At 44.5% G+C, this 13,576-nt stretch carries 13 protein-coding genes; 3 read left to right on the top strand and 10 right to left on the bottom strand.

Going from position 1 to position 13,576, the window contains the following annotated elements; all coding sequences use genetic code 11:
- Positions 1-5 precede the first annotated feature (5 nt).
- The 3 genes from gpmI to lptF all read right to left on the bottom strand — a co-directional run bounded on the left by gpmI (position 6) and on the right by lptF (position 3,844).
- Complete coding sequence (gene gpmI / locus PJ15_RS14125) at positions 6-1,550, bottom strand: 2,3-bisphosphoglycerate-independent phosphoglycerate mutase (protein WP_047431849.1); 1,545 nt, start codon at positions 1,548-1,550, stop codon at positions 6-8.
- A gap of 123 nt (positions 1,551-1,673) precedes the next feature.
- On the bottom strand, positions 1,674-2,744 hold the full coding sequence (gene lptG / locus PJ15_RS14120; protein ID WP_004773956.1) for an LPS export ABC transporter permease LptG: 1,071 nt from the start codon (positions 2,742-2,744) through the stop codon (positions 1,674-1,676).
- Complete coding sequence (gene lptF, locus PJ15_RS14115) at positions 2,744-3,844, bottom strand: LPS export ABC transporter permease LptF (RefSeq protein ID WP_004773955.1); 1,101 nt, start codon at positions 3,842-3,844, stop codon at positions 2,744-2,746. Before lptF ends, lptG begins: the two co-directional genes overlap by 1 nt.
- 153 nt (positions 3,845-3,997) lie before the next feature.
- On the opposite strand from lptF, the gene PJ15_RS14110 reads away from it, so the two are divergent.
- From PJ15_RS14110 to PJ15_RS14100, 3 genes are read left to right on the top strand one after another with little or no spacing between them, the layout of a single operon-like run.
- The gene (locus tag PJ15_RS14110; RefSeq protein WP_047431846.1) at positions 3,998-5,446 is read left to right on the top strand and encodes a leucyl aminopeptidase; all 1,449 of its coding nucleotides are present in this window, start codon (positions 3,998-4,000) and stop codon (positions 5,444-5,446) included.
- The gene (locus tag PJ15_RS14105; RefSeq protein WP_047431845.1) at positions 5,439-5,846 is read left to right on the top strand and encodes a DNA polymerase III subunit chi; all 408 of its coding nucleotides are present in this window, start codon (positions 5,439-5,441) and stop codon (positions 5,844-5,846) included. The genes PJ15_RS14110 and PJ15_RS14105 overlap by 8 nt, the downstream gene beginning before the upstream one ends.
- A gap of 35 nt (positions 5,847-5,881) precedes the next feature.
- Positions 5,882-6,508 (top strand): hypothetical protein, encoded by a 627-nt coding sequence (locus PJ15_RS14100; protein WP_047431842.1) that lies wholly within the window; start codon positions 5,882-5,884, stop codon positions 6,506-6,508.
- A gap of 42 nt (positions 6,509-6,550) precedes the next feature.
- On the opposite strand, the gene PJ15_RS14095 is transcribed toward PJ15_RS14100, so the two are convergent.
- The 7 genes from PJ15_RS14095 to glnK all read right to left on the bottom strand — a co-directional run bounded on the left by PJ15_RS14095 (position 6,551) and on the right by glnK (position 13,396).
- On the bottom strand, positions 6,551-7,210 hold the full coding sequence (locus PJ15_RS14095) for a riboflavin synthase (protein ID WP_004773951.1): 660 nt from the start codon (positions 7,208-7,210) through the stop codon (positions 6,551-6,553).
- 149 nt (positions 7,211-7,359) lie between these two features.
- The gene (locus tag PJ15_RS14090) at positions 7,360-8,199 is read right to left on the bottom strand and encodes an MIP/aquaporin family protein (protein ID WP_004773950.1); all 840 of its coding nucleotides are present in this window, start codon (positions 8,197-8,199) and stop codon (positions 7,360-7,362) included.
- A gap of 390 nt (positions 8,200-8,589) precedes the next feature.
- Positions 8,590-9,882 carry a DNA adenine methylase gene (locus PJ15_RS14085; RefSeq protein ID WP_004773949.1) on the bottom strand — a complete coding sequence of 431 codons (1,293 nt, stop codon included), beginning with the start codon at positions 9,880-9,882 and terminating at the stop codon, positions 8,590-8,592.
- Positions 9,879-10,979: a bifunctional diaminohydroxyphosphoribosylaminopyrimidine deaminase/5-amino-6-(5-phosphoribosylamino)uracil reductase RibD gene (ribD, locus tag PJ15_RS14080; RefSeq protein ID WP_047431838.1), complete on the bottom strand. Its 1,101-nt coding sequence runs from the start codon at positions 10,977-10,979 to the stop codon at positions 9,879-9,881. The genes PJ15_RS14085 and ribD overlap by 4 nt, the downstream gene beginning before the upstream one ends.
- Positions 10,980-10,991: 12 nt before the next feature.
- Positions 10,992-11,456, bottom strand: a complete 465-nt coding sequence (gene nrdR / locus PJ15_RS14075; protein WP_004773947.1) for a transcriptional regulator NrdR — start codon at positions 11,454-11,456, stop codon at positions 10,992-10,994.
- A gap of 124 nt (positions 11,457-11,580) precedes the next feature.
- On the bottom strand, positions 11,581-12,990 hold the full coding sequence (locus tag PJ15_RS14070; RefSeq protein ID WP_047431835.1) for an ammonium transporter: 1,410 nt from the start codon (positions 12,988-12,990) through the stop codon (positions 11,581-11,583).
- A 67-nt stretch (positions 12,991-13,057) separates the two neighbouring features.
- Positions 13,058-13,396 carry a P-II family nitrogen regulator gene (glnK, locus tag PJ15_RS14065; protein ID WP_004656379.1) on the bottom strand — a complete coding sequence of 113 codons (339 nt, stop codon included), beginning with the start codon at positions 13,394-13,396 and terminating at the stop codon, positions 13,058-13,060.
- Positions 13,397-13,576 lie beyond the last annotated feature (180 nt).

Raw genomic sequence — 13,576 nt, 5'->3', positions numbered from 1 at the left:
TCACCTTATTTTAAAGTAATTAAGTTCTTACCCTGCATTTCTGGCGGTACAGGAATGTGCATTAAATGCAGTAATGTTGGTGCCACATCAGCCAATACACCACCTTCCGCAATCGTTGCCTGAGTTGGGCCAACATAAATAAATGGCACCAGCTCAGTGGTGTGTTGGGTATGAACCTGTCCACTGTCATAGTCTTGCATTTGCTCTACATTACCATGATCCGCAGTAATTAACATGTGTCCTTTGTTTGCCATCACGGCATCGTAAACACGACCCAAGCAGGTATCCACCGTTTCAACCGCTTTTACCGCCGCATCAAACACACCCGTATGCCCGACCATATCACCGTTGGCATAGTTCACCACCAACAAGTCAAACTCACCTGAATTAATGGCATTCACCAACTCATCTGTCACTTCATAAGCGCTCATTTCAGGCTTTAAGTCATAAGTTGCAACATTCGGTGATGGAATCAAGATACGCTTTTCACCTGGATATTCATCTTCACGACCGCCGCTGAAGAAGAAAGTCACATGCGCATATTTCTCAGTTTCAGCAATACGCAATTGGGTTTTACCCAAATCAGACAGGTATTCACCAATCGAGTTTTTAAGGCCTTCTGGCATATACGCAACTGGTGCATCAATGCTGGCCTGATAACGCGTCAACATGACAAATTTAGATAAATTCGGCACCACTTTACGTTCAAAACCAGCAAAATCTTTTTCCACAAAAGCGCGGGTGATTTCGCGAGCACGATCGGCACGGAAGTTCATGAAAACAATGCTATCGCCATCTTGAACTTTGACAGTGTCACCAATACGTGTTGCTTTCACAAACTCGTCATTTTCATTGGCTGCATAGGCTTGCTCTAAACCTTCAACTGCTGAATTGGCGACACGTACGGCTTCGCCTTCCGTCATTAAACGATACGCTTGTTCAACGCGATCCCAACGATTGTCACGATCCATCGCGAAATAACGGCCAATCATCGACACAATACGACCTTGATTTGGGTATTGTGCAAATAAGGCATCCAGTTTTTCTAATGAAGGTTGAGCACTACGTGGTGGTGTATCACGGCCGTCAAGGAAAGCATGTAAATACACTTTTGCACCGCGTTTTAACGCCAATTCGCACATTGCGACAATGTGATCTTCATGCGAGTGAACACCGCCTTCTGATAACAAGCCCATCACGTGCACGGCGCCATTCGCTGCTTTAGCCTTTTCAACCGCATCCACCAGAACTTCATGCTCAAAAAAAGCACCCGTACGAATGTCTTTGGTAATACGAGTGAAGTCCTGATACAACACACGACCTGCACCCAGATTCATATGCCCGACTTCAGAGTTGCCCATTTGACCATCAGGCAGGCCCACATCTTCACCTGAGCCAGAAATTAAACTATTCGGATGCTTTGCTTTCATTGCCGTGAGGTTGGGTGTTTTTGCTGCCAGAAAGGCATTGTCATCAACTGCTTCACGATGTCCTACGCCATCCATGATTACGAGAACGTGAGGAATTTTGCCAGCATTTGCATCCGTCATAATGGACTCTCTATTTGTCGATCATTTGATCGGTATATTTTACCGAAGTTTAAGGTATTTCTCTATGACCTCACTCATGGCTTTCATCAATACCGATGATAGAGCCCATGAATGAAAGATCCATTATCTTGCACGATAGAGTAGGTAACTTCCCACCATAAAGATGAGAACTACAGGCATCAGCACAAACCATGCTGGAGATGGTGCATAGACCAAACTTGCATAGCCGAGGAAATCTTGTAAGTAGAAGAAGCCAAGTCCCGTAAATAAGGCAATCACCAGACGGAAGCCCATCGACTGTTGACGTAGTGGTCCAAAAATGAACGAGCAGGCAATTAAAACCAGCGTAATCAAGGCAAACGGCGAGGTCACTTTTTGCCAGAACGCCAGTTCATAGGTTTTCGGTACCTGACTATATTCATCCATATAGCGCATAAAACTAATCAACTGGCTTGGTGATAAATCTTCAGGATCTAATGTCACCATATGCACGTATTTCGGCTGTAATGCCAAGCCCAATGCTTGTTGATCATGATCGGTTTTAATGGCATTACCTTGTGCCAATAAATCAACCTGATGTGACTGCTCTAAAGTCCATTGACCATCTTTAACAAACTGGCCCTTTTCAGCATTCACAAAAGACTGCAAACGGTAGTCCTGATCAAAATCAATCGACTGGATATTACGTAACTGGCCTTTTGAGTTGGCGTAATCAATATAAATAAAACGCTGCCCTTCACGGGTCCAGTAGCCTTTGACTTCACCCAACGCAGCCACACTACGTTGCTTCTTGATACTTTGTGCCTGCTCGTTAGTATAAGGAATCACCCATTCACTTAGAACAAAAGACAATACAATCAATAACAGTGCCGAACGCATTACCCAGCCGACGATTCGCCATAAGCTAATCCCGACAGAACGCATCACGATCAATTCACTGTTTGATGCCAATGCCCCAAGCCCCAGTACGGAACCAATCAAGGCTGCGACAGGAAGGATTTCATATAGATAATGCGGCGCACCCCACATCACGTACAGGAAAGCTTGCCACGCATTATAGTCGGGCTTGAGCGAGCCTAATTCACCTAAGTAGGTAAACAGAACCTGCAAGAAAGATAACACCAGCGTAGTTCCCAGCATGGCCAGGATCGTGGTTTTTGTCACATGTTTGGCGACTATTCGACGTGCTAACATCACAACCCCACTCGCTGAATACTTCTCTTAAATTTTGGTGCCAGTTTTTGTTTTCGCGCAAAAACTGCTGCGGCAATGGCATAAACAAGAAGAACCACTGGATAAGCCCAGATATCAAGCTCTTCCTTACTGATTCGGGTCTTAATCGCAATCAATAATACAATCAAGCTGGCAAAGATAAAGATCGCGGGAATCAAACGGTAGTAACGACCTTGTCGCGGACTCACCTCAGACAATGCGACCGCCAGCATTAAAGCCACGATAATCACAAATGGACCAAACACACGCCAGCCCAGTTCACTACGCACGACAGGATCATCACGTTTTTCCCATAACTTGGACATGGATAATGCTTCAACATCACCACTCTCAAATTTTACGTCTTTGTCATTTTCTAAACGTAAGCGATAAGACTGGAATTCCGCCTGCGTGTAACGTGGTTGATTCGGATAAATCTCGTAACGACGACCTTGAACGAGATCCACTACATTGGCAGTATCATTGGCAACTTCAACTCGTGTTGCTTCTTTTGCCAGAATCATGACATCAGGTTTATCGGGCTGATTGCCTTTCTGATAGAAGAAAATATCTTTTAAGTTCTTACGGTCTTCTGAAAGCGAGCCTGCATAAATGGTGTAAGGTCCCGAAGAAATAAACTCTTTCGGACGCACCAGATCAAATCCAGTCCGCACCGCTTGGGTACTGGTTAATTTTTCAAACTCACGTAAGCCCCATGGCCCCATCCAGACCATTAAGCAGGTCTGTACCACCAGATACACCACGGTCATTGGCAACAATAAACGAGCCAACTGATTCCGACTGACGCCACTGCCATTTAAAACTGCCATTTCATGGTCGACATACAGACGCCCGAATACCAGCATTAATGCAATAAAGAAACCTAAAGGGAGAATCAACGTTAAAAATTCAGGTAAGCGATAGCCGATAATGCTAAATAAGATACCTGCATCCAAACGACCTTGAGCTGCTACGCCAAAATACTTGATCAAACGACCACCCATCATGATCATGGTTAATAAACCAATGACGACGAGAGATGTCGAAACCACCTGTTTGACGAGATAACGCCGAATAATCAAAGTAATACTTCCAAAAGACCAATCGAAGGTAACGCTAGTTTACCCGAATGTTAAAAATATAAAACCTATCGCTTGTTGCGGATTGCAACCTCATATCTGAAAGTGTTTAATGGACTTATCTTTCTTTTTTGCTCATTAGGTTCTATACAAACAATGAAATTTACACTTCAAAACGCATTCCCAACTCAGGCGTCTAGCGAATCTTTGTGGATTTTGGTTGATTCAGAACAATTACAACAGAACTTAAATACTTATCAAATCAACCATCTAGATGACGTCCTTAACGCAACCCAATACAAAGCAGGTTTTAACGATAACTTGGCCTTGCTTGCCAATGTCTCTGTTCAAGCCAACACACAATTATTAGGGCTTGGAAAAAGTGACGAGCTAAAAGCGACAAAATTAGCAAAACTTGCACAAAGCATTATCAAATCATCACAAAATAAATTTAAACAAATTAGTCTCGATCTTTCAGCTCTACCTGCCGATTTACACGCACTATTTGTCTTGAGCCTCACGCAAGCGGCTTATGGCTATGACGAGTTTAAGTCGAAAAAGAATGAGTTCGTGCTAGACACCATTCACCTGATTGCCAGCCAGACCACGTTAGATGAAGCACAGTTAAAGCTGATTCATGCGGTTCAGTCGGGTCAAAACTTTGCGCGTGATCTGGGTAACCGTCCTGGAAATATTTGTTTCCCTGAATATCTCGCAGATCAAGCACTTGCGCTTGCTAAACAATATCCAGACTTATTGAAAGTCACTGTACTGGATGAGCAGCAAATGGCTGATTTGGGCATGTATGCCTTCCTTGCCGTGAGCAAAGGCTCGGATCGTCCGGGTCGTATTGTTACTCTCGAATACAATGCCCAAATTGATCAAGCGCCTGTGGTGCTGGTGGGTAAAGGTGTGACTTTTGATACTGGCGGTATTTCATTAAAACCAGGCTTAGGCATGGATGAAATGAAATTTGATATGTGCGGCGCAGCTTCAGTTCTTGGAACCATTCAGGCTCTCTGTGAAGCACAATTGCCAATTCATGTGGTTGGTGCAATTGCCGCAGCAGAAAATATGCCATCTGCTCATGCGACGCGTCCCGGTGACATCGTAACGACCATGAGCGGGCAAACTGTAGAAATTCTAAATACTGATGCAGAAGGTCGTCTAGTCCTGTGTGATACCTTGACCTATATCAAACGCTTTAACCCAGCCCTTGTGATTGATATTGCAACACTTACAGGTGCATGTGTGGTTGCACTGGGTAAAGTGGTCAGTGGCTTATTTACGCCAGATGATGAACTTGCACAAGACTTGCAACAGGCAGGCGAACAGTCACTTGACCGTGTATGGCGCATGCCCGTGATGGAAGAGTATCAAGAATTACTCGACTCACCTTTTGCCGATATTGCCAATATTGGTGGCCCATACGGCGGTGCAATCACAGCGGCCTGCTTCCTCGAACGTTTCACTCGCGACTACCGTTGGGCGCATCTTGATGTGGCAGGTACGGCGTGGTTATCTGGCGCCACTAAAGGTGCTACGGGTCGTCCAGTGCCATTATTGATGCAATTCTTGGCTAATCGTGTTCAAACGAATGGCTAAAATTAGTTTTTATCTCTTTGAAAACAGTCAGGAACGGCAAGTCGAAAGTGCTTGCCGTTTGTGTCGCAAGATTCTGAACCAGCATCCCCACATCTGGTGGTACTGTGCTGATCCAGACTTGCAAAATGAACTGGATGAGATGCTCTGGAGCTTCGATCCAAAAAGTTTCATTGCGCATGGGATTGACCAGCCGCATAGTCCAGTGTGTATTTCAAAAGACTTACCACCATCCAATGATTGGATCGTGTTTAATTTTAACAATCATGCACTTGAACAAACTCAAGATTTTCGCCACATTATCGAAATTATTGAAAATAATGAAACTGCGAAACAGATTGGGCGGGAAAAATTTAAAATGTATCGACGTTTGGGTATAGAACCTCGTACATTTAAATTATAAATTGGCAATAAAAAACATCATTTTAGGAGTGTCTTGTGGCATTAAATGTAGGTCAGGATTTTAAAAAACGTTGGTTAAATGCACCTGAGGCGGTTCGTCAGACCTATCAGGAAGATTTAGCACGTATCTGTGATCTGTTATTACCACAAACCTCAATTCAAACGTGGACACAGAATGAGGAGAACGCTCAACAGCGTTCTCAACAGCGCATTGATCAAGCCTATGCAGATTTAAAAGCAGAATTGCTGGAACAGGCACGCATTCGCAAACAACTGGCGCTAGAAAAAGCACTGGAAGAAAAACGTGCAGCTGAAGCCGCTTATGCCGCACAACTGCAAGCAGATGAAGCGCGTCAGTTTGAACAACAAACCGAGAATTTACTTGCGCTACGTGGTCATATCGATCAGGAAATTGCGCAACAGACCGAGCGCTACCAGACTAACCCAGAACAGCCAAGTATTGATTATGCACGCGGTCAGCGCATCGCCATTGATGATCAGCAGATTCTGTCTGAGCTGGAAAGTGTCCGTGTCCGACTTGAGCTTGAAGCCGAAGGCCTGATTGAGCAAGCAGTGACGGTATTCCGTGCCAAGCTGCATGCACTGGCACAAGATGAAATTGAATATATTTTGAAGAACAGTGAGTTCTCGGACGAGAAATAATAAAAAGCCCAGTTTAAACTGGGCTTTTTTATACTTTATCTTTTATTTTAAGAAACCGTTTTCAGCTAAAAAAGCCATGCTGATATTCGATTCAGTTTTCTGCTCAGCCGCCTTATCACCTAACAATAAACGCTCGATATAACGTGCCAATACATCAACTTCTAAATTCACTTTGCTTCCCACCTGCCAAGTGCCAATATTGGTACGTTCAGCGGTATGCGGAATCAAATTCAGGCTTAGAATATTGCCACGTAAATGGTTAATGGTGAGGCTAATGCCATCGACCGTAACAGAACCTTTTTCAGCCAGATATTTTGCCAGCTCAACCGGAGCAGTCACTTCAAAGTACAGAGAACGCGCGTCTTCGCGAACCAGCGTAATCTCACCCAGCCCATCAACGTGACCACTAACAATGTGTCCACCAAAACGTGTGGTCGGCAACATCGCTTTTTCAACATTCACCGCCTGTCCGACTTTCCATTGCCCAAGCGTAGTACGGTTCAAGCTTTCACGGGAAACATCTGCCGCATACCAGTTTTCACCCCACTCAATCACAGTCAGGCAAATCCCATTGGTGGCAATCGAATCCCCCAAATGCACATCAGACATGTCCAAATCAGTCTGGATACGTAGACGAACATCACCGCCTACACTTTGTAGGCTCTCAACCTTACCTAAACTTTCAATAATGCCTGTAAACATGGGAGTTTCAACCTATCTTTATTGCAGTGTCTGCCACAGTGAATCAGATACCTTAAAGCAAAGAACCCGAGATAACAAGGCATCCCCAAAGCAAATAAAAAGGGCGGTCATCTGACCACCCTCTTTCTACACATGATTGAATCATGCATTTATTGCATTTCAGAGACTTGCTGTTCTGCTGTGTCTTTGGTTGCAACCTGATTCTTTATCAGAAAATGGCTAAAGAATAATTTATAGCCCAGCACACCTAAGCATGCACCTACGATCGGTGCAATGATGGGTACGATGAAATAAGGAATATCACGGCCACCTGTAAACGCAACTGGTCCCCAGCCTGAGAAATAAGCTACGATTTTCGGGCCAAAATCACGTGCAGGATTCATGGCAAAGCCAGTCAATGGGCCAAAAGAAGCACCAATCACGGCAACCAGCAAACCCACCAGAATCGGCGCCAAAGCACCACGCGGCAAGCCGTTGCTGTCATCACCAATTGCCATAATCAGCCACAACAATAACATGGTAATAAACATCTCGACCATGAAAGCCTGACCAAGCGACAATAGATGATGCGGATAAGTTGAGAAAATTCCCGCCAGCTCCAGACTTTCTACACTGCCACGTACCATGTGATGCGTCTGTTCATAATCTACAAATAAATTGCTATATAGCCCATATACCAGCAGTGCACCTGTCGCAGCACCTGCGACTTGGGCAATGATATAGAACGGGACTTTACGCTTATCAAAACCAGCAAATAGAGCCAAAGCGATGGTCACGGCAGGATTGAGATGTGCCCCAGAAATACCAGCAGACAAATAGACAGCCAATGCAACTGCCAAGCCCCATACAATGCTGATTTCCCACAGACCTAAACTTGCTCCTGCAAGCTTAAGTGCAGCCACCACACCGATACCAAATGATAAAAAAATTGCGGTAGCAAAAAATTCGGCTACACATTGCCCCAATAAGGTGGGTTCCGAGCGACTCATAACAACCTCTCTTGGTCATCGCTGCAAATAGGCAAGACCCTAAATTAAGCTCGGCAAACTATATTTATTTTTGAAACTGGTCAATATTATTTGGTAAATTTTTAAACGATTGATCAAAAGATTTTTCTCTAAAATAGGTGCGTAAAAACAACTAAAAGGGATACAAAAATAGAATTCAATTAATTGTTTTTATTTACCTTTTTTAATTTTCATTATTTTTAATAGCAGATTTAACCAAACTGACCGACACCATAGAAACGACTAAAAAATGTAAGATATTTACTATAAAAACAGACACTTATTACATAAACCGATTTTATTTATCTAATTATCCGATTTAACAAAGAAACTGAATACAAAAACACCACTTTTTAAAAGTGGTGTCCTGTTTTACCAAAGTGCCAGTTGGGTGCTATTCCCTGTAGTATCGACCCCGCCCAGTTCAGCAAAGTGATACAGCTGTCCCAACAACTGTCGTAACGGTGGTCCAGACTTGGCATGCGTATCGGTAATCACAATAAATTCCAGTACACGTGCCCGCTCAGACTGACGCTGTTTACTCACCCGATAACGCGGTACATCCTGGGTCAACAAGGTGACTTTACCGCGCTTTAAATTGGCAGTCAGCAAGTCTTTGGGTTCAATATTTCCGTCGGTCGAGTAGCTGGTCAAAATATAACGTGCATTGATGGTTTCCAATAACTTTTCATAAGCCTCTTTGGCATATTTAGAAGAGTTATAAGGACTTGGACGTTCTTTACGCCAAGCACGATCAATACCGCTTTTAAAACCTTTGGTATCAGGTGAAGGTAAATCGACTTGATCCCATAAGGTCAGCGCATTTAACACATGATAATTACTGCTATACGCATGTTGGTTATACGGCGGATCCAGATAAGCCACATCCACTTCAAAACCACTCATCTGGTTGGCAAGATGCTGGGCATCGACACACCACATTTCTGCCGCAGGACGTTTAGGATCACCGATCTCGCAGAAACGACTTGGTGTCAGCCATAACAATGACTCGATCCGTTCCAGTGCCGTTTGAGTACGTCCGCCCCAGCCCTGATGGAAACTTTTGAAAACGCCACTGGTATTACTGACAAAACTTGCTGAATATAGTAACGGTGCCAATAAAGCACTCATTTCTACATCATTAATTGCACCCTGTGCCTGCCAAGTGGCAATCTGCTGACGAATCGCATCAATACGCATGCCGTTACGGCGTTTGAAGAATAGGCGGTCACGTGCAGGGTCGTACACATCATCATTGCGCGGACATAGATTATGTGTGACCCAGCCTTTGACTTCAGGCAAACGGTTCAGATAATCAATGGCTTTTTGATAGCCACCCAATTCTTTAAATGCAGGTGCATCAACACAAGCCAAAATCGCATGATTCAGCGCATGGCTATACGGCTCCCAGTCATTGGCAATCACACGATAGCCATTTTGACGGGCTAAACGAGAAACCACCCCACTGCCTGCAAAAAAATCCGCAAAAATCGGTGGATTCTTTTTCTTGCTATTCAGCGTTCCTGTAATCTCAAGCGCTTCTAAAATCAAATGTAAAAGTCGACGCTTATTCCCAAGATAAGGAACTAACTGATGAAAAAGATATTCGTCAGTCGTACGGGCCGCATGACGACGCTTGTGATAAACCGATGGTTCTGGATTCATATCAACTCTTGGATAGGGAGCAATCTCAGGCGAATGTCTTGCCCAAGTTGGGTTACATCGACCAACTCAAATCGTCGTTGTTCTGCCATTTTACTAAATTTAGCATTGAACATAGCGCGGGCAGATTGACCAAGTAAAGTTGGTGCAACATAACTAATCATTTCATCAACCAAACCTTGCTGTAAAAAGGCGGTAGATAAAGTTGCACCTGCCTCAACCAATACATCATAAATTTGATACTGTTGAGATAAGGTCTGCAATAATTGATTTAAAGGTTGCGGCGTCAATTGTATCACGCCTAAATCGGCAAGTTCTTGACGAAATGGTGTCATCACCATCACTGTTTCAGGATTTTGTAACATCTTGGCTGACAATGGCAGTTGCCCTTGGCGATCTAACACGATTCGTTTCGGCTGTACCACCGTTGAAACATCAACATCAGTCAAAGCACGAACATTTAACTCGCAATCATCTGCCAGCACCGTTTGAATGCCTGTGATCACGGCGCCTGATATTGCACGCCAATGCTGGACATCCTGACGCGCCTCAGTCCCGGTAATCCATTTGGACTCACCCGAAGCCATTGCTGTACGCCCATCAAGACTCGAGGCCACTTTTAAACGGACATAAGGTAAACCGGTCGACATGGCTTTTAAAAAGCCAAAGTTGAGCGTTTTTGCCTCATCAACACAAATACCCGTTTCAACTTCAATGCCTGCATTCTGCAAGATCTGAACGCCCTTGCCAGCCACTAACGGATTGGGATCCGAGCATGCAACCACAACTTTTTTGACCTGTGCTTTCATCAATGCTTCGGCGCAGGGCGGCGTTCGACCATAATGGGCACACGGTTCCAATGTCACATAAGCAGTTGCATCTTTGGCATGGTCACCCGCCTGACGCAGGGCAAAGACCTCTGCATGGGGCTGACCTGCTTTGGGGTGATACCCTTCCCCGATCAGTTGTCCATCTTTGACAATGACACAACCCACATTTGGATTTGGTTTCGTCGAATATTGTCCAAGTCGCGCCAGTTCAATGGCACGTTGCATCCAGTACTGCTGTTCGGATAAATGATCTTGGGTTAACTCAGACATGATTTCTCTAATTTAGTTGTCATTTTCGCGTTGTTGCATTTGTTCAATTTGATGACGAAAAGCATCGACATCCTGAAAATCCTGATACACAGAAGCAAATCGTACATATGCGACATGATCGAGCGCAAAAAGCGCCTGCATAACGATTTCACCAATCGTTCTGGACTTCACATCCCGTTCACCCAAACGGCGAATATGCGACTGGATATCACTAAGTACGGTTTCAATCTGTTCTTGGGTTACAGGACGTTTCTGTAAAGCATGCATCAATGAGCGACGTAATTTTGCTTCATCAAATGGCTCATTTTTACCATCCGATTTGATAACACGTGGCATCACCACATCATAACTTTCAAATGTTGTAAAACGCTCACCACAAATGACGCACTCACGACGACGACGAATCTGGCACCCTTCGGCGGCCAAACGGGAGTCGATAACTTTACTATCAGCAGCGTTACAAAATGGACAATGCATAGTTGCGCGATTATTTAATCTCTTTGCCTAAGTGTAGCAAAGTTTCTTCAATTGCAGAACCAGCACCCTACAGGCATAAAAAAACAGCCCCATGAGGCTGTTTTTAAATCACATCTTGTCTGTGTTATTCAATACGTTCGCCATGTTGACTCAAGTCAAGACCCATACGCTCATCATCAGCGCTAACACGGATCCCGATCACCAGATCAATCACTTTCAGAATAATGAAGGTCACGATTGCACTGTAAGCCATGGTTGCCAATACACCCTCGATTTGCACCCACAATTGGCCAGCAAAAGTTGGGGCGAGTGCAACGTTCGCTGCTTTGATGATTTCATCGCTATAGAAGATGCCTGTCAGAATCGCACCAACAATACCACCCACCGCATGTAGACCGAATGCATCCAAGGCATCATCCGCTTTAAGCAGGCGTTTCAATGCTGTAATTCCCCAGAAACACACTACACCACCGATAAGACCCATAATCAATGCGCCACCTACACCAACGAAACCAGCAGCAGGTGTAATCACAACCAAACCAGCAACAGCACCTGATGCGCCACCCAGTACGGAAGCTTTACCACGAATCACACGTTCAACAATGAGCCAAGAGAATGCAGCAGCTGCGGCAGCAACTTGTGTTACTAGAATCGCCATACCTGCACGTGCACCAGCACCTAAAGCACTACCACCATTGAAGCCAAACCAGCCAACCCAGATCAAGCTTGCACCAATGACGGTTAAGGTCAGGTTATGTGGCGCCATAGACTCACGGCCTAGACCAGTACGTTTGCCTAACATATACGCTGCAACCAGACCCGCAACACCCGCATTGATATGGACAACGGTACCACCCGCGAAATCTAACGCACCTGCTTTAAATAACCAGCCATCTGCTGCCCAAACCCAGTGTGTAATCGGCGCATAAACCAGAATCACCCAAACTGCGATAAAGGCCATAAATGCAGAATACTTCATACGGTCAGCGATTGAACCACTGATAATTGCAACCGTAATGATGGCAAAGGTCATTTGGAAAATAACGAATAGACTTTCAGGAATGGTGCCTGTCAAGGCACCGAAGGCAACGCCATTCAGCATGGCTTTCGCGAGATCACCAACATAAGCACCTGAACCAGAGAACGCCAGAGAATAACCCACTGTTACCCAGATCAAACTTACAAGAATTGCCGCTGAAAGGCTGAACATCATGGTACTCAGTACGTTTTTCTTACGAACCATACCACCGTAGAATAAAGCTAAGCCCGGAATCGTCATCAACAGCACCAACGCAGTTGAAACAAGAACCCATGCTGTATCACCTGTATCGACCTTTGCTTCCGCAGCAGGTGCTGGTGTTGCTTCCACAGGAGCTGGCGCTTCTGCTGCAACAATTTCTGTTGAGGCAGTTGTAGTGTCAACTGCTACAGCGTGTTCAGTAACAGGCGTTGAAGCAGCATCTTCTGCCCAAACCACCGCTGAACCACCTAAGAGTGCGCCAGATAGACTGAGCGCCATAAGCATTTTTTTCATTCGTGTCCCCCAACCTGATTTCGCAAGCTATTGCTATATTTAATAGCTCAGCAAAGTTTGTGCCAACTTAGACAGCATCTGGCCCAGTCTCGCCCGTACGGATACGGATCACTTGCTCTAAATTGGTCACAAAAATTTTGCCATCACCAATTTTGCCTGTGCTTGCGACACGAGTAATCGACTCAATGACGGCATCAACCATTTCATCGCTAATTGCAATTTCAATCTTTACTTTTGGTAAGAAATCAACCACATACTCAGCACCACGGTACAATTCTGTGTGACCTTTTTGACGTCCGAAACCTTTGACTTCAGTTACGGTAATCCCTTGAACACCAATCTCAGAAAGTGCTTCACGCACATCATCCAATTTGAATGGTTTTACAATTGCAGTTACAAGCTTCATGTTTGTTTTCCTTCGGCTTATTTTCACCAGTAAGGTTTTATGTTCAATTTTCATGCCAATATTTAAAGGTTGGGGGTTTTTAAATATCGGACATAAGCTTTCTTTATAACCTATTTAGCCTTGAAGATGTAGATAGTCCATCGAAAATAAGTATCATTTGCTCCTGTTTCACTGGATTTA

The sequence above is a fragment of the Acinetobacter sp. neg1 genome (assembly GCF_000788125.1).
GTDB lineage: Bacteria > Pseudomonadota > Gammaproteobacteria > Pseudomonadales > Moraxellaceae > Acinetobacter > Acinetobacter vivianii.
Note: the sequence above shows the minus strand (reverse complement) of the source record. Positions and strands in the feature narration are given on the sequence as shown.

What these genes read in the sequence shown, in the direction of transcription:
- gpmI (WP_047431849.1), bottom strand. Translation starts at nt 1,550, where the DNA reads ATGACGGATGCAAATGCTGGCAAAATTCCTCACGTTCTCGTAATCATG.
- lptG (WP_004773956.1), bottom strand. Translation starts at nt 2,744, where the DNA reads ATGTTAGCACGTCGAATAGTCGCCAAACATGTGACAAAAACCACGATC.
- PJ15_RS14110 (WP_047431846.1), top strand. Translation starts at nt 3,998, where the DNA reads ATGAAATTTACACTTCAAAACGCATTCCCAACTCAGGCGTCTAGCGAA.
- PJ15_RS14105 (WP_047431845.1), top strand. Translation starts at nt 5,439, where the DNA reads ATGGCTAAAATTAGTTTTTATCTCTTTGAAAACAGTCAGGAACGGCAA.
- PJ15_RS14095 (WP_004773951.1), bottom strand. Translation starts at nt 7,210, where the DNA reads ATGTTTACAGGCATTATTGAAAGTTTAGGTAAGGTTGAGAGCCTACAA.
- PJ15_RS14090 (WP_004773950.1), bottom strand. Translation starts at nt 8,199, where the DNA reads ATGAGTCGCTCGGAACCCACCTTATTGGGGCAATGTGTAGCCGAATTT.
- PJ15_RS14085 (WP_004773949.1), bottom strand. Translation starts at nt 9,882, where the DNA reads ATGAATCCAGAACCATCGGTTTATCACAAGCGTCGTCATGCGGCCCGT.
- ribD (WP_047431838.1), bottom strand. Translation starts at nt 10,979, where the DNA reads ATGTCTGAGTTAACCCAAGATCATTTATCCGAACAGCAGTACTGGATG.
- nrdR (WP_004773947.1), bottom strand. Translation starts at nt 11,456, where the DNA reads ATGCATTGTCCATTTTGTAACGCTGCTGATAGTAAAGTTATCGACTCC.
- PJ15_RS14070 (WP_047431835.1), bottom strand. Translation starts at nt 12,990, where the DNA reads ATGAAAAAAATGCTTATGGCGCTCAGTCTATCTGGCGCACTCTTAGGT.
- glnK (WP_004656379.1), bottom strand. Translation starts at nt 13,396, where the DNA reads ATGAAGCTTGTAACTGCAATTGTAAAACCATTCAAATTGGATGATGTG.